Source organism: Halomicronema hongdechloris C2206 (assembly GCF_002075285.3).
In the GTDB taxonomy this organism is placed as follows: Bacteria; Cyanobacteriota; Cyanobacteriia; order Phormidesmidales; family Phormidesmidaceae; genus Halomicronema_B; species Halomicronema_B hongdechloris.
The window spans coordinates 1729718-1752317 of the sequence record NZ_CP021983.2 but is presented as its reverse complement, the minus strand read 5'-3'; the positions used below and the strand labels follow the sequence as shown (position 1 = coordinate 1752317).

Annotated in this window: 20 protein-coding genes and 1 pseudogene; 15 read left to right on the top strand and 6 right to left on the bottom strand. The window is 52.0% G+C overall.

Translation table 11 applies throughout. The features are described 5' to 3' along the window. Positions 1 to 5: 5 nt before the first annotated feature. From XM38_RS07910 to XM38_RS07900, 3 genes are all read right to left on the bottom strand, one after another. Positions 6 to 308 carry a EutN/CcmL family microcompartment protein gene (locus XM38_RS07910; protein WP_080806050.1) on the bottom strand — a complete coding sequence of 101 codons (303 nt, stop codon included), beginning with the start codon at positions 306 to 308 and terminating at the stop codon, positions 6 to 8. An 8-nt stretch (positions 309 to 316) separates the two neighbouring features. Further along, complete coding sequence (locus XM38_RS07905; protein WP_080806052.1) at positions 317 to 655, bottom strand: carbon dioxide-concentrating mechanism protein CcmK; 339 nt, start codon at positions 653 to 655, stop codon at positions 317 to 319. Between the two features lie 135 nt (positions 656 to 790). Then, entirely contained in the window at positions 791 to 1099 is a 309-nt protein-coding gene (locus XM38_RS07900; RefSeq protein WP_080806054.1) for a carbon dioxide-concentrating mechanism protein CcmK, read from the bottom strand. A 1198-nt stretch (positions 1100 to 2297) separates the two neighbouring features. On the opposite strand from XM38_RS07900, the gene XM38_RS07895 reads away from it, so the two are divergent. The 11 genes from XM38_RS07895 to XM38_RS07845 all read left to right on the top strand — a co-directional run bounded on the left by XM38_RS07895 (position 2298) and on the right by XM38_RS07845 (position 15774). Next, a complete protein-coding gene (locus tag XM38_RS07895) occupies positions 2298 to 4133 on the top strand; it encodes an NAD(P)H-quinone oxidoreductase subunit F (protein ID WP_080806056.1) in 1836 nt (611 codons plus the stop codon). 10 nt (positions 4134 to 4143) lie between these two features. After that, positions 4144 to 5673, top strand: coding sequence for an NADH-quinone oxidoreductase subunit M (locus XM38_RS07890; RefSeq protein WP_080806057.1), 1530 nt, complete (start codon positions 4144 to 4146; stop codon positions 5671 to 5673). Then, positions 5670 to 6812, top strand: coding sequence for a CO2 hydration protein (locus XM38_RS07885; protein ID WP_080806059.1), 1143 nt, complete (start codon positions 5670 to 5672; stop codon positions 6810 to 6812). The genes XM38_RS07890 and XM38_RS07885 overlap by 4 nt, the downstream gene beginning before the upstream one ends. 152 nt (positions 6813 to 6964) lie before the next feature. Then, the gene (locus tag XM38_RS07880; RefSeq protein ID WP_088429460.1) at positions 6965 to 10162 is read left to right on the top strand and encodes a valine--tRNA ligase; all 3198 of its coding nucleotides are present in this window, start codon (positions 6965 to 6967) and stop codon (positions 10160 to 10162) included. 554 nt (positions 10163 to 10716) lie between these two features. Then, positions 10717 to 11235 (top strand): phycocyanin subunit beta, encoded by a 519-nt coding sequence (locus XM38_RS07875; RefSeq protein WP_080806063.1) that lies wholly within the window; start codon positions 10717 to 10719, stop codon positions 11233 to 11235. A gap of 97 nt (positions 11236 to 11332) precedes the next feature. Next, positions 11333 to 11821 (top strand): phycocyanin subunit alpha, encoded by a 489-nt coding sequence (gene cpcA / locus XM38_RS07870; RefSeq protein WP_080806065.1) that lies wholly within the window; start codon positions 11333 to 11335, stop codon positions 11819 to 11821. Between the two features lie 103 nt (positions 11822 to 11924). Continuing rightward, positions 11925 to 12746, top strand: coding sequence for a phycobilisome linker polypeptide (locus XM38_RS07865; protein WP_080806067.1), 822 nt, complete (start codon positions 11925 to 11927; stop codon positions 12744 to 12746). Between the two features lie 156 nt (positions 12747 to 12902). Next, positions 12903 to 13781 (top strand): phycobilisome linker polypeptide, encoded by an 879-nt coding sequence (locus XM38_RS07860; protein WP_080806069.1) that lies wholly within the window; start codon positions 12903 to 12905, stop codon positions 13779 to 13781. 141 nt (positions 13782 to 13922) lie between these two features. Next, the gene (locus XM38_RS07855; protein WP_080806071.1) at positions 13923 to 14165 is read left to right on the top strand and encodes a phycobilisome linker polypeptide; all 243 of its coding nucleotides are present in this window, start codon (positions 13923 to 13925) and stop codon (positions 14163 to 14165) included. Between the two features lie 19 nt (positions 14166 to 14184). Then, entirely contained in the window at positions 14185 to 15006 is an 822-nt protein-coding gene (locus XM38_RS07850) for a HEAT repeat domain-containing protein (protein ID WP_225889223.1), read from the top strand. A gap of 90 nt (positions 15007 to 15096) precedes the next feature. After that, entirely contained in the window at positions 15097 to 15774 is a 678-nt protein-coding gene (locus XM38_RS07845; protein WP_080806074.1) for a HEAT repeat domain-containing protein, read from the top strand. A 182-nt stretch (positions 15775 to 15956) separates the two neighbouring features. Here the strand turns inward: XM38_RS07845 and psb29 are convergent, their stop codons facing one another. Further along, on the bottom strand, positions 15957 to 16727 hold the full coding sequence (gene psb29, locus XM38_RS07840) for a photosystem II biogenesis protein Psp29 (protein ID WP_080806076.1): 771 nt from the start codon (positions 16725 to 16727) through the stop codon (positions 15957 to 15959). Between the two features lie 68 nt (positions 16728 to 16795). Between psb29 and XM38_RS28750 the strand changes: the two are divergent. Next, positions 16796 to 16960 (top strand): annotated as a pseudogene (locus XM38_RS28750) (CpcT/CpeT family chromophore lyase); the annotation flags it as partial. Positions 16961 to 17008: 48 nt separating this feature from the next. Here XM38_RS28750 and XM38_RS07830 read toward each other — a convergent pair. Further along, on the bottom strand, positions 17009 to 17371 hold the full coding sequence (locus XM38_RS07830) for an STAS domain-containing protein (protein ID WP_080806079.1): 363 nt from the start codon (positions 17369 to 17371) through the stop codon (positions 17009 to 17011). A 662-nt stretch (positions 17372 to 18033) separates the two neighbouring features. Further along, complete coding sequence (gene hemF / locus XM38_RS07825; protein ID WP_088429456.1) at positions 18034 to 19068, bottom strand: oxygen-dependent coproporphyrinogen oxidase; 1035 nt, start codon at positions 19066 to 19068, stop codon at positions 18034 to 18036. 471 nt (positions 19069 to 19539) lie between these two features. Here hemF and XM38_RS07820 point away from each other — a divergent pair, with 471 nt between their 5' ends. From XM38_RS07820 to rodA, 3 genes are all read left to right on the top strand, one after another. Beyond that, entirely contained in the window at positions 19540 to 20067 is a 528-nt protein-coding gene (locus XM38_RS07820; RefSeq protein ID WP_080806082.1) for a polyketide cyclase/dehydrase and lipid transport protein, read from the top strand. 133 nt (positions 20068 to 20200) lie between these two features. After that, the gene (locus XM38_RS07815; protein WP_080806113.1) at positions 20201 to 21274 is read left to right on the top strand and encodes an Mrp/NBP35 family ATP-binding protein; all 1074 of its coding nucleotides are present in this window, start codon (positions 20201 to 20203) and stop codon (positions 21272 to 21274) included. Beyond that, positions 21271 to 22530, top strand: a complete 1260-nt coding sequence (gene rodA / locus XM38_RS07810; RefSeq protein ID WP_088429454.1) for a rod shape-determining protein RodA — start codon at positions 21271 to 21273, stop codon at positions 22528 to 22530. Before XM38_RS07815 ends, rodA begins: the two co-directional genes overlap by 4 nt. Positions 22531 to 22600: the final 70 nt, after the last annotated feature.

The window sequence follows — 22600 nt, the reverse complement described above, 5'->3', positions numbered from 1 at the left end:
TGACCCTAGCTAAAGTCTTCCCGCTTGCTGTAGAGGTTGCCGCCGTCGAGGCTGACCGTATCTACGATTGCAACGATCGTGGCATCGAGTGGGCGCTCGAAATACCCTTCATGTTGGCGAGCACCACTACCGCGGCTGATGAGTACCCACTCACCATTGCCAGCCCCGACCACATCGGCAGCCACTTCATACTCCGGCAGGAGTTCACCAGCTTCGTTAAGGAGCTGCACCAGCAGAAACTTTACCCCACTAAGCGTCGGCTCCTTGCACGTACTGACAACCGTGCCACGAACTTTAGCAAGCAGCATAGGGGGCGTTACCGTCCGTAGGGCCGAATACCTGAAACACTTTCCCTAAATTGCTCAACCGCTTCGGTGTAGCGAATGGGAAGGACAAATTCCAGGTTCTCGTGGGGACGAGCAATGATGTGGGTAGATAGCACTTGCCCACCGTTTACTCGTTTGACGTTTTCAATGCCTGCTGCGACCGAGGCCTGCACCTCAGACACATCACCCCGCACAATGACGGTGACACGGCCACTACCAATTTTCTCGTAGCCAACTAGGGTCACCCGGGCCGCCTTCACCATAGCGTCTGCGGCTTCTACCACGGCCGGAAAACCGAGGGTTTCTACCATACCAACTGCGATTGCCATCGTTTCCTTATCCTTGCGTTTTGAAATCTATGTGAACTCGCATGCAGATTCAGACAACTCTGCCGATCCTCTAGCCAATCTTGCGATTGGGGCGAGGATAAAGAACCTGTCATCAGGCTATCGTGCCAGCAGTTGTCAAGTCCTAAATTGCTCGACCGCTTCGGTATAGCGAATCGGCAAGACAAACTCCAGGTTCTCGTGGGGACGAGCAATGATATGGGTGGATAGCACTTCCCCTCCATTAACTCGCTTAGCAGATTCGATCCCAGCGGCAACAGAGGCCTGCACCTCGGAGACGTCGCCCCGCACGATGACAGTGACACGGCCACTACCGATCTTTTCGTAGCCGACCAACGTGACTCGAGCAGCTTTGACCATGGCATCTGCAGCTTCTACCACGGCCGGAAAGCCCTTCGTCTCAATCATTCCAACAGCAATTGGCATTGTCGCAATCTCCTCAAAGAAACAGGCAAATCCATTGCAATTCTTTAACGGCAACACCGCAAAATGGCATCAGAAAAGGACCGTCCTAGACACAACAGAAAAGGACGGAACCCTAACCAGAAACCTCAACAGAAATGCCTGACTTACTCCAACTTAAACCAAGCATAGGAGCCTATGGAGCCTTTGACAATATAAGCCGCAATGATTGTTGCTAATACTGAATATCATGAAATCTAATATCGTAATACTAAGTATTTCTTCAAGAAAATCCAATTTTGGTTGAGTAATCGCTCAAATCAGGTCTTGCAGCGATTGATGTGCGATGGCGGCCCGGTCAAGCAGGGCCCAGCATTTAGTTGCTAACCGAAAGGGCAGAGTTCTAGCTGAAATTAACCGTACGGCTTTTGTGAAGACAGGAGATATACCCGATGCCAATATCGGTTGACAATAATTGTTGTTGTTAGGGACAGGGGTTAAACGGCAACTGCCCATCAACCTTGACCCTAGTAGGCTGCGGTGCACGTGCTGGCGACTGGTCATTAGCTAAAAGGAGCCCGAGAGCCAGGCCCGTCCTGTGTGTCTTCCTGTGTGTCTTCCACGGGATTTGCCCAGGCCACATCGGGGTGGAAAGGGGCCAAAAGGCTGGTCGATCTCTACCATTAGCCCCTAGGAGTAGGGCAGGCATCGGGTAGAATAGTAAAAAATCATTGACTTTTGTTGCTTACACGAGTGGGATTGAGGTGCATTAACCTCTGTCCGGAGCTGGTTCTGTAAGTCTATTCAAGCAAGGAAAAACTCAAGCAAGGAAAAACGTCAGCTCTAAAACTGGGCTTGATCAGCTAAGTTGCTCTGAATACAGGCAAGTCCTCTGTAATGTCCCTGAGCTTACGCGTAGCAGTGCGTAGAGACAAGGCTGTGACAGTTAGGGTACTCTGGCCCACTGTTGGATGGCAGCCCTCTAATAGCACCAAGCCCTTTCCGTGGCCTAGCCGTGGACAACTGGTGTTCCGCGAGTAGGGGAAGTCCCTTTTATGTAAAGCTATGTAAGCGTAACGGTAAATGTAAAGTATAAGTCAAAGGCAACTCTCGGGTTAGCTAGGTTTGATTTTGGCTAGCTTCAGAGTTTGGTTGAGGCGCTGGACCTGTTCTCGCATCCAGCGATTCCTTTCCTTGTTTGCTGCTAAGGATGCTGCTTAAGATGACGCAGTTTTTGATTGAGTCGAGTTGGTTATTACCGGTTTATGGCCTGCTGGGTGCGATCGCAGCATTGCCCTGGTCAACGGGATGGATCCGTCGCACTGGACCGCGTCCGGCGGCTTATCTAAATATCTTGATAACAGCCCTGGCCTTCATCCATGATTTATTAATTTTCCAGGGTATTTGGAACGAAGGCTCCCAGGAACTCGTGCTTCCTTGGCTCCAGGTAGCCGATCTGAAATTAAGTCTGGCCCTGGATCTATCGGTTCTGAACCTAGGAGCAGTGGGGTTGATTACGGGCTTAAGTCTCTTGGCTCAGATCTATGCGTTGGGCTACCTAGATAAGGATTGGGCCCTGGCTCGCTTCTACTCTCTAATGGGGTTTTTCGAGGCAGCTATGAGTGGGGTTGTCCTCAGCAGTTCCTTATTTTTAGCCTACTCGCTGCTGGAGATGCTAACCCTATCTACCTATTTGTTGGTAGGGTTCTGGTATGCCCAGCCCTTAGTTGTTACAGCTGCTCGCGATGCCTTTCTAACCAAGCGTATCGGTGACGTGTTATTGCTGATGGGGGTGATTACCCTATCGGCCTTGGCTGGGGATCTGAATTTTAATCATCTCTACGAATGGGTAAAGACAGCCGATCTAGCCCCCCTAAGCGCCACCCTGCTCGGGTTAGCCCTAATTGCAGGCCCCACGGGTAAGTGTGCCCAATTTCCTCTGCATCTATGGCTAGATGAAGCCATGGAAGGTCCCAATCCAGCCTCCATTTTGAGAAATTCTGTGGTGGTGACCTGTGGCGCCTATGTGCTGATTCGCTTACAGCCCATCGTCGTGCTATCTCCCATTGCCCTTGATGCCCTAGTGGCTATTGGTGCGGTAACCGCTATTGGGGCTTCCTTGGTTGCCTTAGCCCAGGTTGACCTAAAGCGCACCCTATCCTACTCCACTAGTGCCTATCTGGGCCTCGTGTTTATTGCCGTTGGCACCGAATGGCCTGGCGTTGCCTTGATGATCCTCCTGACCCATGCCGTCGCCAAAGCTCTAATTTTCATGAGTGTAGGGGCGATTATTCTGACCACCAATAATCAGAACATTACCGAATTAGGCGGGCTCACCAGAAAGATGCCGGCCACCACGCTGGCTTACATCGTCGGTGGGCTGGGCATGGTCGGTATGCTGCCCCTGGGATGCTTTTGGGGGCTGCGCCTAGGCATTGACTTCCTCTGGCAGGAACATCCTTATCTGGTGGGGATTTTTCTCTTAGTCAGTGGCCTGACTAGCCTTAATCTGGTGCGGGTATTTCGACTGATTTTCCTGGGAGAGGCGCAACCCAAGAGCCGACGAGCCCCCGAGGTACAATGGCCCATGGCCGTTCCCATGGTGATCTTGATCGTCTTTACGCTGTTAGTTCCTGTCTTGCTGCAGCGATTATCCCTACTGCCCCCCGGGCAGTACATCAATAAAACTGCCATGGCATTACTGATCGCATCGAGTTGGCTTGGAGCCCTGATTGGTGCCACAATCCCTCTAAATCGAGCCCTATCGCGCTCCCTCAATCGCCCGCTGCGAGTCTTGCAGGATTTGCTGGCCTACGATTTCTATACTGAGCGCATCTACCGCAATACAGTTGTTTTGGCAGTCGGCACCTTATCTCGACTGAGCAATTGGGTCGATCGCTACATTGTCGATGGCTTCGTCAATGCCATCGGTCTGGTCTCCCTGTTTAGTGGAGAGAGTCTCAAATACAGTATTTCTGGTCAATCTCAACTATATCTCTTCACGATTGTGGTGGGGGTTGGCCTCTTTGGTCTGTTAATGACGTGGTCACTTTGGTAATAACGCTCCTATGCTTAGCGCCTTAATCTTAATTCCCGCCCTCGGAGCACTGGTGATTAGTCTCTGGCCAGAGACTAATCCGATTAAGCCACGACAACTGTCCCTAGGGATTCTATCCATTGCTCTGATCTGGACAGTTACTTTAGGGTTGCAATTTGATGTGCTGACCCCAACACTGCAATTTCAAGAATCATTGCCCTGGATTGAAACACTAGGGTTGACTTACCAGCTCGGGGTTGATGGACTCTCGTTACCCTTGGTCTTCATTAATAGCCTACTGAGCCTGATTGCAGTCTATAGCAGTTCTCCGGAGCAGCGACGACCGCGGCTATATTTTTCGCTGATGTTGCTGATTAATGGAGCTGTGGCTGGCGCATTTTTGGCTCAGAACCTACTGCTGTTCTTCTTGTTTTATGAAATCGAGCTGATTCCTCTCTATCTATTAATCGCTATTTGGGGGGGAGCTCGCCGCGGCTATGCTGCCACCAAGTTTTTAATTTATACAGCCCTATCTGGCATTTTAATTCTGGGCGCCTTCCTGGGCCTGGGGTGGCTATCAGGAGGGGCTACCTTTGACTACAGCCCGTTACTTTCCCAGTCTTTGCCCCTGGTTCAGCAGTTGATCTTACTCGCCACGCTACTCGTGGGCTTTGGTATCAAGATTCCGTTATTTCCGTTTCACACTTGGTTACCTGATGCCCATGTGGAGGCCTCAACACCAGTGTCTGTACTCCTGGCTGGGGTGTTGCTGAAATTAGGAACCTATGGCATGGTCCGTTTTGGTCTGGGGTTGTTTCCATCGGCCTGGGAATACCTGGCTCCTTGGCTGGCGACATGGGCCGTAATTAGCGTGCTCTATGGGTCTTTAGCAGCCATTGCCCAGCAAGATATGAAGAAGATGGTGGCTTACAGTTCCATTGGCCATATGGGGTATATCCTCCTGGCCACAGCAGCGGCTAACCCCTTGAGCCTCTTGGGCACTGTATTTCAAATGGTTAGCCATGGTCTGATTTCAGGGCTGCTCTTCCTGTTGGTAGGCATTGTTTACCACAAGACTGGTACTCGAGATCTGACAGTTTTGAGGGGACTGCTGAATCCTGAGCGGGGCTTGCCAATTGTCGGGTCTTTGATGATCTTGGGTGTAATGGCTAGTGCCGGTATTCCTGGCATGGTCGGGTTTATTGCCGAATTCATCGTGTTCCGCGGCAGCCTCCTGTCTTTCCCTGTGCAAACTCTACTGTGTATGGTGGGGTCTGGCCTGACTGCGGTGTATTTCTTGCTGCTAGTCAATCGAGCTTTCTTTGGTCGTCTTGCGATCGCACCTCTCTCGCCTACCCCTCAGATAGATATCAATCTACCTCGAGTCCTCTGGCGCGATCGCATCCCCGCCGTGGTGCTTGCCAGCATCATCGTCCTACTGGGCCTGCAACCCAGCTTAATGCTGCGCTGGAGCGAGAATACAGCCCTGGCCATGCGACGACCTGCCACTGCCACCGTTGCCCAGCTTTCAACCTGTGCTGATCAGAGGTGTCACCCATGACCAAAACTGTACCCACCCAGGAGACACCAACGAACCATCCCCTAGAGATCTACATCAACCGTCTGCTCCAGGGAGAGGCCCTCCTGCCCGATACTGAGACCAACTTGATCGAGGTCGTCGGCATTCTCAAGAGTTATGGTGTTGTTCTCGATGCCTACTCAAACAACTTAATCTACATTGCCGAGCATCAGTTTCTACGGCTATTTCCCTTCTTCAAATACTTCAATGGTGAGCTCACCCTAGCCAAACTGCTGCGCCACTGGTGGCATGATCGGATCAATTACGAATATGCCGAATACTGCATGCGCACCATGCTTTGGCATGGCGGAGGCGGCCTCGATGACTATCTTGACTCGGCCGAGTTTGCCCAAACCTGTGAGCAGGCCATCCAAGCCAAAATCAAAGCTAATCCCCTGATGCAAGCTCTGCATCGCCTATTCCCTGACTTCCTACCAGAGCAAGTGCGCCAGGCCGCCTATTACAGTGGTCTAGGACAGTTTTGGCGGGTTATGAGCGATATCTTTATCGCTCTCGCTGCTCGCTATGAGCGACGAGACATTACCACCATCCCAGCCGTCGTCGATCACATCAAGGCAGGGCTAGTTGCAGCAGCGAGTACCCCGATCACCTACGCCGTCACCATCGAGGAGCACACCTATGACCTGCTGCCAGCCTCCGCTAACCTGACCTTTCTAGGCGATACCGCTGTCCCCTACGTGGAAGCCATTTTCTTCCGAGGGACTCCTTTTCTTGGCACCGTCTCCTACAATGCCCAAGCTCAGCAAATCCCCCCTGATCAAGGCCGATTTGAATATGGCGCCCTCTACGCTGATCCAGTGCCCACTGGCGGTGCCGGTATTCCTCCCACCCTGCTGATGCAAGATATGCGGCACTTCCTGCCCGACTACCTACTGCAGCTGTATCGAAACAGCTTGCGGGGAGAAGATGACATCCGGGTGCAGATCTGCCAAAGCTTTCAAAAGTCGATGTTCTGCGTCACTACAGCTGCTCTGATGGGGCTGTTGCCCTACTCACCTAATACCTCCACTCCCCAGGAGCAACAAGCCAATCGCGCCTTCCTGCAGGGTTGGATGGACCGCTTAGTCTCTTCCCGCCTAGCCATCGTCCAGCTGGGGTAGTCAGGGCAGTGGTATTTGTCTCTGGGTAGCGGGTCTTTTGACTCTATTCGTGGCTACTTAGCCCTAAATGTCAAATTCCTTAGACCTGCATAGAACCGTCATGGCAGAATCGACAGGTAAACTGTCAGTAACTTGGATAGTCAGGTTCTGTGATGACGGCAACCATCCCCACTCTTTCCACTCAATACGACCCCTCTGTTACCGAGCAAAAATGGCAACATTACTGGGAAGACAAGCGAGTCTTTCAGGCGGATCCAAGCACTGACGCAGATCCCTATTGCATTGTTATCCCCCCCCCAAACGTCACTGGCAGCCTGCATATGGGCCACGCCTTCGAGCATGCCCTGATTGACGTGCTGGTGCGTTATCACCGCATGAAAGGCCAAAACACCTTGTGGTTACCCGGGACTGACCACGCCAGTATTGCCGTCAGCACCCTCTTAGATCAGGAACTACAGCAACAGGGGAAAACCCGAGCCGATATTGGCCGAGAAGCCTACCTAGAAAGGGCCTGGTCCTGGAAAGAGGAATCCGGTGGCACCATCGTCAGCCAGTTGCGCAAGCTGGGGCTCTCCGTAGACTGGAGTCGAGAGCGCTTCACCATGGATGCGGGGTTATCTCACGCCGTCTTAACAGCCTTCAACCGACTATATGACGAGGGCCTAATCTACCGGGGCAACTACATGGTCAATTGGTGCCCGGCTAGCCAATCTGCCGTCTCTGATCTAGAGGTCGAGAATAAGGAAATAGAGGGGCATCTCTGGCATTTTCGCTATCCCCTCAGTGATGGGTCTGGTCATTTAGAAGTCGCCACCACTCGACCAGAAACCATGCTGGGAGACACAGCCGTTGCTGTTAACCCTGACGACCAACGTTATCACCATCTAATCGGGAAAACCTTGACCCTGCCGATCATGGAACGGCAGATCCCTATCATTGCCGACGAGTCCGTAGATGCCAGCTTTGGTACCGGTTGCGTCAAAGTTACCCCAGCCCATGATCCGAATGACTTTGCCATGGGGCAGCGCCACAATTTGACCATGATTACCATCATGCATAAGGATGGCTCCCTGAACGAAAATGCTGGCCCATTTCAAGGTCTAGATCGCTTTCAAGGTCGCCAGGCTGTTGTTGATCGACTGCAAGAAGACGGTTACTTAGTTCGGGTCGAGGAATATCGCCACACAGTCCCCTACAGCGATCGCGGCAAAGTCCCTGTCGAACCTCTACTGTCCACCCAGTGGTTCGTTAAAATCCGTCCCTTGGCAGACAAAGCCTTAGATTATCTAGATAATCATCAGTCTCCCCAATTTATTCCGGAGCGGTGGACCAAAGTCTATCGAGACTGGCTCGTTAGCTTACGAGATTGGTGCATTTCCCGCCAACTCTGGTGGGGCCATCAGATTCCTGCCTGGTATGCCATCAGTGAAACTGGAGGAGAGCTGACCGATGCGACCCCCTTCATCGTGGCCATGAGCGAAGAAGAGGCCAGAGCCAAAGCCACTGAGCAGTTTGGCGATGGCGTCGTCCTACAGCAAGATCCCGATGTCTTAGACACCTGGTTTTCATCAGGACTATGGCCCTTCTCTACCCTAGGCTGGCCTGACGAAAACCATCCGGATTTCCAAACCTACTATCCCACCACCACCCTAGTCACTGGGTTTGACATCATCTTTTTCTGGGTCGCCCGTATGACCATGATGGCAGGCCATTTCACCGGCACCATGCCCTTTGAAACGGTCTACATCCATGGATTGGTGCGGGATGAAAACAACAAAAAAATGTCTAAGTCAGCCAAGAACGGGATTGATCCGCTGTTGCTGATTGATAAGTACGGCACCGATGCCCTGCGCTATACCCTAGTGCGAGAGGTAGCTGGGGCCGGCCAGGATATTCGCCTGGAGTACAACCGCAAAACCGACGAATCGCCGTCAGTAGAGGCCTCACGTAACTTTACCAATAAGCTATGGAATGCGGCCCGGTTCGTATTGCTGAATTTAGATGGCGAAACTCCCCGATCCTTAGGCACTCCTGACCCAGCAACGATAGAACTATGCGATCGCTGGATTCTCTCTCGTTTTCACAGAGTCATCTCCAGCGTCCGCGTAGATCTAGGCAATTATGGCCTGGGAGAAGCTGCTAAAGAGCTGTACGAGTTCGTTTGGGGTGATTTTTGCGACTGGTATATCGAACTGGTTAAACCTCGTCTACAGCAGGCTGGAACCTCCAAGCGAATTGCTCAACAAACTCTAGCCCATGTCTTAGATGGCATTCTGAAGCTACTGCATCCCTTCATTCCCCATATCACAGAAGAAGTGTGGCATACTCTCAATCAGGCTGGAGACGAAGCCTGCCTGGCCTTACAACCCTATCCCCAACCTAATCCAGCGTCGATCGATGACGCCCTAGAGCAGCAATTCGAGTTACTCATTGGTACTGTTCGCACTATCCGTAATTTGCGGGCTGAAGCCGGTATCAAACCGTCAGCTCAGATCGAGACAATTCTTCAAAGTAGCAATTCAGAGGAGCGCCACATTCTGCAGGCAACCCAAGCCTATATTCAACAATTGGGTCGCATAGAAACCTTAGTAATCGAGGCAGACAACACGATTGGGGCTAACACAACTGAGGGCAAGCACTCTAAACCTGAGCGCCAGGCGGCCATGGATGATGCAACCATCAGATCTGTTTCCATGGCCAACGCCTGGCAGATTATACAGTCCTGGCTGAATCAACCTTGGGCCTACGTCAGTCAATGGACACAAGATATCAAACGGCCCGCAATTACTCTGTTACTGGTCCTCATACTCTGGGTCACTCTGAGCATTCTGGTTGCCATTGCTGGTGCCATTGAGAGCACCCCTCTATTGGCATCTGCCATGAGATTGATTGGAATGGGCTACTCCATCTGGTTCATTGGCTATAATCTCCTGACTAGAGAACGACGCCAGCAGCTCTGGCATAACCTATCGGCCTGGCGTCAGGAGATTGTTGGCTCCTTCCAATACAGGAGAACCACCTCTATATCAACTGCAACTGCTTCAACTTCAGCAGCAGAACCAGTTTCTAGGCAGGAAACATCGCCACAGCGCAAGCTCTTTGCGGGGGTTGTGGGTACCGTACAAGTCCTAATTCCCCTCAGTGGCATTGTCGATGTAGATGCTCTACGTCTCAAACTAGAAAAAGATCTCAATAAGATAGAAAGCGAACGACAATCCCTTGCACAGCGCCTGCGTAACACTAACTTTGTGGAAAAGGCCCCAGATGAAGTAGTTCAGGGAGCAAGAGAGGCTCTGGCTGAAACCGAGAAACAAGCCGCTATCTTGAGGCAGCGCCTGATTCGGCTCTGAGTCAGGATACAAGCATCAGGCTTGGGATGGACAACCAGCCCTGGCCAGCTGGAACTGCATGCTTGCATAGGCATGACGTGCAATTTTAGGGAATGGCCGGACTCATTGTTGAGTTTTATGAAGAAAAATAAGCCCTACTATCAGTGGCAACTATCGCTGAACCTCAAAAGTCCTGCTGTCTATGGGCTTCCGAACAGGCGTTCAACCCCCTAGGCCCTTAATAACTTGTAAAAAATAAAAACCCGACTGCAGTGTATAAACAGTTTTGGAGGGTTTATAGAGTTAAGTGAAAGTCAATCTAGACAATGGTTTCATAACCATCATCTTGGGCTTTCGTGAGAAGCAGAGTTCTCTCATAAACATTTCAGTGTCGTCAGGACTACAGACTGCTGTAGTGAGCGACATTGAAGAAATATAAGCAAATGAGAGTAGGTTTTGTTTCTTGTCTTTAAGATCCTCTCCTAATACCACTTAGGCAGCTTGAGCTGGCTAACTGCTAGTCCAGTCAAGAGAACCCAATCCAAACTCAGCTAAAACATTAGGAGATTGAGTCGATGTTTGACGCATTCACCAAGGTCGTTTCCCAAGCTGACGCCAGAGGCGACTATCTGTCCAATGATCAGTTGGATGCTCTAAGCCGGATGGTTGGTGACGGTCTCAAGCGGATTGATGCCGTCAACCGCATGACCGGTAACGCCTCCAAGATTGTTTCTGATGCTGCTCGCTCCCTCTTTGCTGAGCAGCCTCAGCTAATTGCTCCTGGTGGCAATGCTTACACCAACCGTCGCATGGCTGCCTGCCTGCGTGACATGGAGATCATCCTACGCTATATCACCTACGCCACCTTCACTGGTGACGCGAGTGTGCTCAACGATCGTTGCCTGAACGGCCTCCGTGAGACCTATGTTGCTCTTGGAGTGCCCGGTGCTTCTGTGGCTGCTGGCGTTGAAAAGATGAAGGAAATCGCCATCGCCATCGTTAACGATCCGGCTAACATCACCCCTGGTGATTGCAGCTCTCTCGTGTCCGAAGTCGGTAGCTATTTCGATTTGGCCGCTGCTGCTGTTGCTTAGATTTGGCCCCAGCTAAATCATTGGTGCTATCTAGCGCCACAATCCTCTGACTGTTAACCATTTCATTGTGCAGAAGATTAACGGAGAAATCTCAGCTATGAAAACTCCTCTGACTGAAGCAGTGGCTGCTGCTGATTCCCAAGGTCGCTTTCTGAGCGCTTCCGAACTGCAAGTTGCTTTTGGTCGTCTACGCCAAGCAACCGCTGGCTTAGAAGCTGCTAAGGCTTTAACCGCTAAGGCTGACTCTCTCGTCAGCGGTGCTGCTCAGGCAGTGTACAACAAGTTTCCCTACACCACTCAAATGCAGGGAGCTAACTACGCGTCCGATCAACGTGGTAAGGATAAGTGTGCTCGTGACATCGGCTACTACCTGCGTATGGTTACTTACTGCTGTGTGGCTGGTGGCACTGGTCCCATGGATGAGTACCTGATTGCAGGTTTGGCTGAAATCAACAGCACTTTCGAGCTATCTCCCAGCTGGTATGTAGAAGCTCTGAAGTACATCAGAGCCAACCACAGTCTGTCTGGTGATGCGGCGACTGAAGCCAATTCCTACATTGACTACGCCATCAATTCCCTAAGCTAGGGAACGCTGGTTAGCCCGGCCGGGCAGACAGTTGTTAGCTACTCGTTAGCAGTTGTTTGCCTATCCGGGCATTGTTGTACCTGTAAATTGCCGAGGTAGAAAAATGGCAGTGACAACGTCAGCGGGACGCCTTGGGGTGTCTCCCTACGAAGAGTCAATGCGGGTAGAACTGCGGTCTAACTGGACCCAGGATGATGTAGAAGCCACCATTCGCGCGGCTTATCGTCAGGTATTCGGAAACCAATACATCATGGCCAGCGAGCGCCTTATCAGCGCCGAATCTCTCCTACGCCAAGGAGAGATTTCTGTCCGTGATTTCGTGCGGGCTTTAGCACTCTCTGAGTTATATCGCGAGAAGTTTTTCTCAACAGGTCCTCAAAATCGGTTTATTGAACTGAATTTCAAGCATCTGTTGGGACGTGCCCCGTACGATCAATCGGAGGTGGCTCACCACACCGATCTGTATAACAGCCAAGGATACGAAGCAGAAATAAATTCTTATATTGACTCAGCTGAGTACCGAGATAACTTTGGGGACAATATTGTTCCTCACTATCGGGGTTATCTCACTCAGCAGGGGCAAAAAACGGTTGGCTTCCCTCGATTTTTCCAGCTATATCGGGGGTATGGGACTAGCGATCGCACCCAACGCAGTGGAGTGCGGGCTCGTCTTACTCGGGAACTTGCCAAAAATTCTGCTTCTCCCACCAGTGATGCTGGCACAGGTCAGGCGATGGTAGGCACCTCAGGCGGTGGACGTGAACGACTCTACCGGGTTCGGGTACGCCAAGGGGCGACCCCAGGGATGGTTCCCAGCATTCGCCGTAGCAATACGGAATATCTGGTGCCCTATGAGCAGCTTTCCCGCAAGTTGCAGCAAATCAATCGCATGGGTGGTCGAGTGACAAACATCAGCCTGGCCTAACTGTGCGTTTTCTGCATGACCATTTATAAATACCCGTGTTGGCCTAGTGGGTTACCGATATAGGGATCTTATTAGGTCAACTCGGCTACATAGAATCTCTGCAATTGTAGAGGCTATCCACAGGTTTTTGGTATCTCATTAGGAGGAGTTAAGCGCGTGGCTATCACGGCAGCAGCGTCCCGTTTAGGGACTTCGGCATTTGATGAAGCATCTCCCGTTGAGCTGCGGGCCAATTGGACCCCGGAAGAGTCCGAGGCAGTTATTCGAGCCGTATATCGTCAGCTCTTGGGCAACGACTATGTCATGGCTTCAGAACGGCTGGTTAGTGCTGAGTCGTTGCTTCGCAATGGCTATATCACTGTCCGGGAATTTGTTCGGGCAGTTGCTAAATCGGATCTATACAAGACCAAGTTTTTCCAAGGAAATTTCCAGACCCGGGTGATTGAGCTTAATTTTAAGCATTTACTGGGACGGGCTCCCTACGATGAGTCTGAGGTGATTTTCCACCTCAATCTGTATCAGAATCAGGGTTACGACGCTGATATTGACTCTTACATCGATAGTGAGGAGTATCAGAGTAACTTCGGCGACAATGTCGTGCCCTATTACCGTAGCTTTGTCTACCAGGCTGGTCAGCGATCGGTTGGCTTTACCCGGATCTTCCAGCTCTATCGAGGGTATGCCACCAGTGATCGGTCCCAAATTGGTGGTAAGCTCTCTCGGCTGGCTGGCGAATTAGGTAGCAACCGATCTACCAGTGTTGTTGATCCGGCCACGGTGTTGAATGGCTGGGCGTATCGGCCGGCGAAATCTGGCAAGGCTCCCAGCAAGGCCTTGGGGGGATCGACTCCCTATGGTGGTACTCCCGGTAAGATTTATCGGGTTGAAGTAGCTGCCATGTCGCTACCTCGCTACCCTAAAGTACGCCGGGTTAACACAGCCTATCTGGTTCCCCTAGAGAAGCTGAACAGCAAGCTACAACAGATCAATAAAATGGGAGGGCGGGTAACCAGCGTTACGCCGGCCAGCCTTTAGGGGGCTTATCCTAGTTGTTGAGGCACAAAGGGGAGTCTGCAGAGATGAAAAAGTTGGTTAGCTAACTGAGCTCTGGAGACTCCGCTTTTGTTGCTGTCATGTCATACATTTGCAATTTGAGAGTTAGGAGAGATAGTACCGATGCTGGCTCAAAATGCATTCGGCAGCTCGACTGCTTCGCCATCTGGGCGTCGCATTTTTCTCTATGAGGTAAAGGGGCTGCGCCAAAGCGAAGAAACTGACAAAAATGGCTACCCCATTCGCAATAGTGGCAGTGTTTTCATTAAAGTGCCCTATAGCCGTATGAATGAGGAAATGCAGAGAATTAATCGCATGGGCGGCGAAATTGTCGATATTAAGCCATTAAGTACCGCAGCAAGTTAGTGATCGCCTAGAACAGATAGTGATAGAGCCTCAGAAACTGGTAAATGCCCAAGGGGAGTCTTTCACCGTCGATCAGGCCATTGCTAATCTTCGTCAGCGGGAAGACCCCAGTCTCCGATATTATGCAGCTTGGTGGCTGGGGCGTTTTCGGGTGACTAAGGCGGCAGCCATTGAGGCGCTACAAGAGGCTTTAAGCGATGAGACGGATCGTTCTCCTGATGGGGGATTTCCGCTAAGGCGCAATGCTGCCAGGGCACTTGGAAAGTTGGGCAGATCTGAGAGTGTTCCAGCTTTAATTCAGTGCTTAAATTGCGCTGATTATTATGTGCGCGAAGCGGCTACAGAAGCCTTGGGAGCGTTAGCCGATGGTCGTGCTGTGTCTCCTCTGTTGACCTTGATGGCAGGGGGAGTAGAGGCGGCTGTGTTGGTTCCAGGTAAACCGCATTTGGTACAACCCTATGGAGCGATCATTGAGGCCCTGGGTCAGTTGGGGGATAGGCAAGCGATCGCAACGATTGAACCGTTTTTAAATCATTCAGTGCAGTCGATTCAAAACGCTGCAACCCGCGCCCTCTACCAGTTAACGGGGGAAGCCCACTATGGGGAGCGGCTAGTGCATGCTCTGCGGGCAGGAGATTTACAGCAACGGCGTTCGGCATTGATGGATTTAGGAGCGATTGGCTATTTGCCTGCTGCCGATGCGATCGCATCGGCAACGGCTGAAAACAGCCTGAAACTAATCGCGCTCAAGGGGGTACTGGAGCACGAGTTAGGGCAACCTCCCCACTCCCTATCAGCAGATAGCCAGCGAGTGATGGCGCTGATGGACTCACTGCTATAGGGTCAAAAGAGAGCGTGGCGCCTAATCGCCTCCTATGCTGACTCATCCAGAGCTGATCATCCATGTCCGCAGATCTTATGTCTAGATCTTATGTCTGAAGATCTATCTACCCTGATTGCGGCTGTCGAGCAAGCCGATTCTGCGACAGCCTTAGTAGGAGCTGTGCGAGCTTTGGCTATGGCTGAGCATGTAGAGGCCATTCCTACCCTGATAGAGGTCCTGGGCTACAACAATCCAGGCGCTGCGGTTGCCGCCGTGGATGGATTAGTACGTCTAGACCAGGCAGCAGTGCCCGCCTTGCTGGCCCATCTTGATGGCTACAACTACGGAGCTCGAGCTTGGGCGATTCGGGCGCTAGCGTTGATTGGTGATCCCAGAGCCTTAGGCGTACTAGTAGAAGCCGCCAGCCAGGATTTTGCCTTGAGTGTTCGCCGAGCCGCAGCCAAGGGCTTAGGGAGTCTCCGCTGGCAAGAACTGCCCCCTGAGCAGATTGCACCGGCCCAGACTCAAGCTTTCAACATCTTGCTGCAGGGCTGCAACGATCCTGAATGGGTCGTACGCTATGCCGCAATCGTGGGGCTACAATGCCTTGCCACTGACTTAGGCACACCCGATCTTCCCCTTTCTCCCGTAAAGAAATTACAGCAGCAGTTGCAGCATCTATCCCGGCAGGATGAGAGTCCGGCGGTGCAAGCCCGGGCTCAACTCGCCCTAGATCACCTGACAAGTACTCCCTCTCCATTGGTAGGGCCCCACGGTGGCCAGTGAACGTAACCAACGTAGACTAGGGCGATGGGCTAGGGGAACTGCGTCCGGTGCCATCAATAACAAGCACCTCATGGGGCAATTCTAACGCCAGGCGCGCAGCCTGGCCAAAAGCCAAACAGGACGAGCCTAGCTCCCTAGCTAATGACTAGTAACGATAACTGATGAACTTGTGCCCCGATCCGCTAGTTATCTCCTGACTCAGACCCAGGCGGTTGGGAGTCAGGGGCTGGGGTGGTCACTGTCTCTTCTGTCTTGCTATCTTTCGCTTGGCCTTGGGCTCTGTCTTTAGCAGCTCGTTCGGCTCGCTTCTTGCGATCTGCTGTCATAATGTCTTGCATCACAGACTGAGCCTGATTGAGCTTGTCCAGGTTACTGCGATACAGATCGAGGTCTTTGAGCAGCTTATCGGGCGAGAGAGCAATCCCTTGACATAGCTGAGTCAAGACTGCATTGCGGCGCTTACTATCTCCTGCGGCCTCGGAGTCAACCGTTTCTAAGAGAGTATACAGCCCGATGCCAAACAAGCGACTATATTTGAAGCGATCCCGAGTTGCGATCGCACGTAGGGTTTGCTCCAGAGCATTACCACCTCTTTGAGCCTCAGCCTGCTCGAAGCACGCTACCAACTCTTCTAAAGACAGCCCTTCTATGGCCGACTGCACTGCCGTCGCATCCTGATGATACTGCTGCGCGCTGCCACCTACCGACTGACACAGGGCCACAAAAATAGAGTCGCGATCCGCTTCCGGCTGATATCCTTGCATGAACCGATTAAAGGAAGTCACCACTCCGAGAGCATAGATACCGTCATACACAAAATCCGTGTTAACCGACAGCAAATGCATCTCTACCAACAACTCATCCACAACACGGCGATAGATCGAAGAAATCGGCCGAGTGTGATGGCTATAGAAAGCCCGCTTTGCGTCAGATACGGTACGAACGTTATTCACAACTGAGGGTCAGACAAAACAGTGATCCCATTTTCACTCGTGGCTGATGATTTTGCCAAGGCAATACCGTCCAGTTCAGAGCTGCTATATCGTCCAAAGCCATTGAATTCCTCAGCTACGACAAAGGCATCGATCCCAGTAATGGCAAAGCACTCTGGGGAGCTATACTAGGTCCCTTCCGATTGATTGAGCCACAAACCTTCAGCCATCACTGGGCTAATCTTCCCCTGTGATGCCTTCCCCTTAGCATCTACCACTGCTCCTTAGCCCCAGTTCATGCCTTAGTTGCTCGTAACCCGCTCAGAGATGCTAGTGATTGCCTCATCTTCCGTATCGGCAATCTCAAAGACAGAGTCCATCATCGTCACTTCAAAGACCAGTCTTGCTTCTGGGTGGACATTGCAGAGGCGAAAGCTACCATTAGCTTTGTCTGCATCACGCATCCCTGCTACCAGTGAGGTCAATCCAGAGCTATCGATAAAGCTCACCTGGCTAAGATTGACAACCACATGAGGACTCACCCGAGAAATACACTCCTGCAGCTTCAAGCGAAACTGCCAAGCCGTCGTAATATCCAAGCGACCAGTCGGCATCAAAACGATAATAGTTTGACCATCGTCCGTTGTGTACGTTTTTTGCTCCATCGTCTCGACTGTGTGCCTCCCTTGGAATAATCAGTGGAATCAGTAATTCCTATCGCTTCAAACTACAGACCGATTCCTCAACATCAGCTGAGAAAGATATCAACAGCTCTCTAAACACCTCTGCCAGAGCCCTATACAGTTGATGACTGCTCTATACATGCATCTTCTGACTGGAGCGGCAAGGCTGCATTGATAAGGCTGCATTGATCAGGAGTTTCCCTTTTTGCCTTCCCTATACCCTCCGGGTAAGCCTTGGCCTGAGCTCGGCTCCCCTGGAAAGGCTATAGCCCTATCGGGCATGGCTCCGCTAGGGCCAACGCCCACGACTACGTTGCTCCTGCAGAACCGCTGAGTGCAGAGCACTCGCTTCGCGTTTCATAACGCTCCTACACTTGTGGCTACTATAACTGAAGTCCACCAAGCCCGACACTAGTAGACTGCAGCACAAGCTTGGTGGCCAGTTGTTAGCCGGAGAATTGGCGAGGTCTGGAGTCAAGGAGCAGCCTGATCGAACTGCTGCCATGCGGTACTAAGACACCTTACTGACACTGAGTTAGGCAAGCTAACGGAGACGTAGTGGCGACAAATGGTGTGATGTGCTCTAGAGAGCTAGCATCAACAGGCAGCCGACAAGATAGATGGCCTATTCCAGTAGGTCATGATTAACTACTCGGCCAATTGATCCAATCCTGCGGCTTCAGAAAGACCTCATATAGACGGGCTTCAGGTGTATTAGGTTGAGGCTGATAGCCATATTCCCAGCGCACCATAGGTGGCAAGGACATCAGAATTGATTCTGTGCGGCCATTGGTTTGTAAGCCAAAGATGGTGCCCCGATCGTAGACCAGGTTGAATTCCACATAACGTCCCCGACGATAGAGCTGAAACTGTCGTTGGGGGTCTCCATAGGCTTGTCCCTGACGTTTTTCGACAATGGGCACATAAGCCGGTAGGAAAGCCGCCCCACAGGCCTGGATGAAGCTAAAGAAATGCTCCCAATCTCGCTGAGGCAATGCTCCTACCGCTCGACTATGGTTGGCTGCCGGACCTTCTTCCTGGGGACCGTGGTAAAGTTCGCCTCGGCCATCTTGGTAGTCAAAGAAGATTCCCCCGACACCGCGGGTTTCCTGGCGATGTTTCAGGTAAAAGTACTCGTCACACCACAACTTGAAGGTGGGATAGTATTCCGGATGAAAGCGATCGCAAGTTTCCTTTAGCGTCCGGTGGAAATGGACGACATCGGCATCGAAGGGGTAATAGGGGGTGAGGTCAATTCCTCCCCCAAACCACCAGACTGGCCCCGCCTCAAAGTAGCGATAGTTTAGATGGACCGTAGGCACATAGGGATTGCGTGGATGCAGCACCATGGATGTCCCAGTAGCATAAAATCCATGGCCAGTTGCCTCCGGGCGTTGCACCAAGATAGATGGCGGTAAATTTTCGCCCCATACCTCGGAGAAGTTCACGCCCCCTTGCTCAAACACATGTCCTTGCTTGATCACTCGGGAACGACCACCGCCGCCTTCTGGACGCTGCCAGCTATCCTCGTGGAAATGGCTACCACCATCCAGAGTCTCTAACCGTTGACAGATATCATCCTGTAACGCTTGCATAGCCCGACTCACCCGTTCTTGAGAGTCGGTGGGTGGGGTCACTGGATTAGACGCAGCGGCGTTAGGTGCAGGGGAACTGGTCATAGGGAATTTTAAGCCATCGATCGAACAGCAGTATGACTGGCAAGCATTCTAGCCGACAGACAGGCCCTTCAACATGAGGCAGACAGTCAGCCTGGGCCAGGATGTCATTACCTCCATACCCTTCAGTTTCACCTATTCAGCTTGCCATGATGGCAGGGGGAACCTGTGCCACACTAGAGAAGATAGCCGCTTGAATTGAGCGTAACCCGCTCGGATTTGAAGGCTTTAGACACCATGACTGCCTAAGCAGCACAATCATCTGTTACCCATGGCAAGCGATTCAGGCAAAACCGGTTCTCAGACTATCGTGAAATCAAGTACCTAGTTCCAATTCACGAAAAAACATTGCGAAACTCAACGTTTTCCAACATTGATTTCATGGGCTGCTGTCAGCGTAATCATGGAGTAAGCATATCAGATGGTATCCCCCCTAGAGAGGGCACCATTCTCAGCAGTTGAGGAGGTGATACGATGGGGTCTAAACAGCCTGTGTGGATACAGCGATTATGGACCTGGGCAGTTCGCTGTAAGCTGCAGCGAACCCTTGATAGAACCTATCGAACAATTAGTTCGGCGTCAGTTGATCGGTTGTGGCAAACCGTCGTCGATCTAGCAGATGTTTCGTGGCATCCCCTGCTAACTAGCACGAATGCTCCCTATGGTCTTAGGCCTAAACCGGGTTTAATGTATCGGGCCTTTACTCGCTGGCTGCCGATTCCAATCAATGTCTTTGTGGAACGGGTGCGTCCGCGGGAACTCCTTAGCATTCGTCTCTTCCCGATACCGGGTCTAGAAGAACGAGTCACCTATCGGATCAAGTCCACTGTATGGGGGACACAGATTTCTTACTCGGTTGCGCTGCGAGGCTGGCTCTCCCCTCTAGCCTGGTCACTCTTGCGTCCCTATGCTGCCAGAGTTGCCTCTGCACTGGCCCGAGCCGCAGAACAAACGACGACTCCGTTATCAGGCAATCAACGCTCTAATTTCCAAGCCTGGTAAGCCTCTCAAGACCACAGAAACCTATCCAATACTCACAACAGGAACCAGCAAGCATTAAGATCGATAAGATCGATCGGTGGAGTATCGCAACCTCCACAGAACTCAATAACGGCGATAAATTACCCCACAACCTATGAGTAAATCGCTCAGTGTCGATACCGTTCTAGAGGTCCTCAAGCCCGTTCAAGATCCTGAGCTGCAGAAGAGCTTAGTCGATCTCAACATGATTCGTAATGTGCAGGTTGAGGGGGGGCAGGTCAGCTTTACTGTCGTCCTCACCACCCCGGCTTGTCCATTGCGGGAATTCATCGTAGACGATTGTGAAAAAGCAGTCCGTACCCTGTCAGGGGTTGAGGCGGTGGACATTGACGTCACCGCCGAAACTCCCCAGCAGAAATCGCTACCGGACAAGACAGGGATCGATGGGGTGAAAAACATCATTGCTGTCTCCAGTGGTAAAGGCGGTGTTGGCAAGAGCACGATAGCGGTCAATTTAGCGGTGGCACTGGCTCAATCGGGGGCTCAAGTCGGCCTGATTGATGCCGATATCTATGGCCCCAATGCCCCTACCATGATGGGACTGAGTGACGCCGAGGTCATGGTGCGTCAAGGTCAGCAAGGTGAAGTCCTGGAACCGGCCTTCAACCATGGCGTCAAGATGGTGTCTATGGGCTTTCTCATCGACCCGGATCAACCAGTAATCTGGCGGGGACCGATGCTCAACGGCATTATTCGCCAATTCCTCTACCAGGTACAATGGGGGCCCTTGGATTACATGGTGGTGGATTTACCACCGGGGACAGGCGACGCCCAACTTACCCTAGCTCAGGCAGTGCCAATGGCTGGGGCTGTGATTGTCACTACCCCGCAATCGGTAGCCCTCTCGGATGCCCGGCGAGGACTACGGATGTTTCAACAGTTACAGGTACCAGTCCTGGGCATGGTGGAGAATATGAGCTATTTCATTCCCCCCGATGCGCCGGAAAAATGCTACGACATCTTCGGCTCTGGTGGCGGAGAGAAGGCTTCTCAGGAACTCGATGTCTCCCTCCTGGGCTGTGTGCCATTGGAAATGTCTGTGCGGCAGGGGGGGGATCAGGGCATTCCCATTGTCGTCGAGTATCCTGATTCAGCCTCAGCTCAGGCCTTACGGGCCATTGCTCAACAAGTGGCCGCGAAAGTTTCGGTAGCAGCTCTGGTGGGATGAATCGATCCTTAGTGTGGCGGCAACGTTGGAAGCTTCTGAGCCAGGGATGGCAAGAGATTGATTGGCTGCTGCTGGGGCTGCCAGCGATGTTAACAGTGTTTGGCAGCCTGGTCATCACCAGTACCCAACACAATCTCGACACCAACTATGGCCAAAATCACTTGCTACTGGGGGGAATTTGTCTAGTGATTACCCTCTGGCTCGCCCGGTGCCGCTATGAGGGGTTGCACCAATGGCGCTGGTGGATCTATGCCGCTACCAATGCCTCGCTGTTGGCGGTCATGTTTATTGGCACGGTCGGGTCGGGCGCTCAGCGTTGGATTCCCATTGCTGGGTTCCATGTCCAACCGTCGGAGTTTGCCAAACTAGGGATGATCATTACTCTGGCAGCCCTGTTAAGCCAGCGCGGGGCTTCGACGCTATGGGGCATGACAAAAGCCCTAGGCATTACTGCCGTTCCCTGGGTGTTGGTCTTCCTGCAACCGGATTTGGGCACTTCTCTGGTGTTTGGAGCCATTACGCTGGGCATGCTCTACTGGGCCAATATCAATCCTGGCTGGCTGGTGTTGCTAATATCTCCCTTGATGGCAGCGATTGTGTTTCATCTGTTTCTGCCTGGTTGGCTAGTCTGGGTGGGGCTAATGGGCCTGATTGCCTGGCAAACCCTACCCTTTCGACTCCTGAGCACGATTACCGTTACGGCCATCAACTTGGTTTCAGGTAAATTGGGAGAATTGCTCTGGGGATTGCTGAAGGACTATCAGAAGTCACGCTTGGTGTTATTTCTCAACCCTGATCAAGATCCCTTGGGGGGAGGCTATCATCTAATTCAGTCACGTATTGCCATTGGTGCTGGGGAAGCCTTCGGCCGGGGGCTGGGGCAAGGCACACAAACTCAACTCAATTTCATCCCTGAACAGCATACTGACTTTATTTTTTCGGCCATTGGGGAGGAATTGGGCTTTCTAGGGGCAATGGTCGTCGTTGTTGTCTTTTGGTTAATTTGTCTGCGACTCGTGATCATCGCCCAAAACGCCAAGGATAATTTTGGCTCCCTGCTGGCGATTGGGGTCTTGATGATGATTGTGTTTCAGGTCCTAGTGAATATTGGCATGACGATTGGGCTAGCACCGGTGACTGGTATCCCTTTGCCTTGGATCAGCTATGGTCGTTCGGCCCTGTTAACTAATTTTATTGCCCTGGGCCTGGTGGAGTCTGTGGCCAATTATCGCCATCGCTTGAAGTTTACTAAGTAAGAGGATGGCCCGGGTGATGTGCGATCGCACCCTCGATCGCTATGCTTAGAAGTGTTTACCAGTTGGAGTC

What these genes read in the sequence shown, in the direction of transcription:
- XM38_RS07910 (WP_080806050.1), bottom strand. Translation starts at nt 308, where the DNA reads ATGCTGCTTGCTAAAGTTCGTGGCACGGTTGTCAGTACGTGCAAGGAG.
- XM38_RS07820 (WP_080806082.1), top strand. Translation starts at nt 19,540, where the DNA reads ATGGGGTCTAAACAGCCTGTGTGGATACAGCGATTATGGACCTGGGCA.
- cpcA (WP_080806065.1), top strand. Translation starts at nt 11,333, where the DNA reads ATGAAAACTCCTCTGACTGAAGCAGTGGCTGCTGCTGATTCCCAAGGT.
- XM38_RS07830 (WP_080806079.1), bottom strand. Translation starts at nt 17,371, where the DNA reads ATGGAGCAAAAAACGTACACAACGGACGATGGTCAAACTATTATCGTT.
- XM38_RS07855 (WP_080806071.1), top strand. Translation starts at nt 13,923, where the DNA reads ATGCTGGCTCAAAATGCATTCGGCAGCTCGACTGCTTCGCCATCTGGG.
- XM38_RS07875 (WP_080806063.1), top strand. Translation starts at nt 10,717, where the DNA reads ATGTTTGACGCATTCACCAAGGTCGTTTCCCAAGCTGACGCCAGAGGC.
- XM38_RS07865 (WP_080806067.1), top strand. Translation starts at nt 11,925, where the DNA reads ATGGCAGTGACAACGTCAGCGGGACGCCTTGGGGTGTCTCCCTACGAA.
- XM38_RS07880 (WP_088429460.1), top strand. Translation starts at nt 6,965, where the DNA reads ATGACGGCAACCATCCCCACTCTTTCCACTCAATACGACCCCTCTGTT.
- XM38_RS07895 (WP_080806056.1), top strand. Translation starts at nt 2,298, where the DNA reads ATGACGCAGTTTTTGATTGAGTCGAGTTGGTTATTACCGGTTTATGGC.
- XM38_RS07905 (WP_080806052.1), bottom strand. Translation starts at nt 655, where the DNA reads ATGGCAATCGCAGTTGGTATGGTAGAAACCCTCGGTTTTCCGGCCGTG.
- XM38_RS07890 (WP_080806057.1), top strand. Translation starts at nt 4,144, where the DNA reads ATGCTTAGCGCCTTAATCTTAATTCCCGCCCTCGGAGCACTGGTGATT.
- XM38_RS07885 (WP_080806059.1), top strand. Translation starts at nt 5,670, where the DNA reads ATGACCAAAACTGTACCCACCCAGGAGACACCAACGAACCATCCCCTA.
- XM38_RS07815 (WP_080806113.1), top strand. Translation starts at nt 20,201, where the DNA reads ATGAGTAAATCGCTCAGTGTCGATACCGTTCTAGAGGTCCTCAAGCCC.
- rodA (WP_088429454.1), top strand. Translation starts at nt 21,271, where the DNA reads ATGAATCGATCCTTAGTGTGGCGGCAACGTTGGAAGCTTCTGAGCCAG.
- XM38_RS07845 (WP_080806074.1), top strand. Translation starts at nt 15,097, where the DNA reads ATGTCTGAAGATCTATCTACCCTGATTGCGGCTGTCGAGCAAGCCGAT.
- hemF (WP_088429456.1), bottom strand. Translation starts at nt 19,068, where the DNA reads ATGACCAGTTCCCCTGCACCTAACGCCGCTGCGTCTAATCCAGTGACC.
- XM38_RS07900 (WP_080806054.1), bottom strand. Translation starts at nt 1,099, where the DNA reads ATGCCAATTGCTGTTGGAATGATTGAGACGAAGGGCTTTCCGGCCGTG.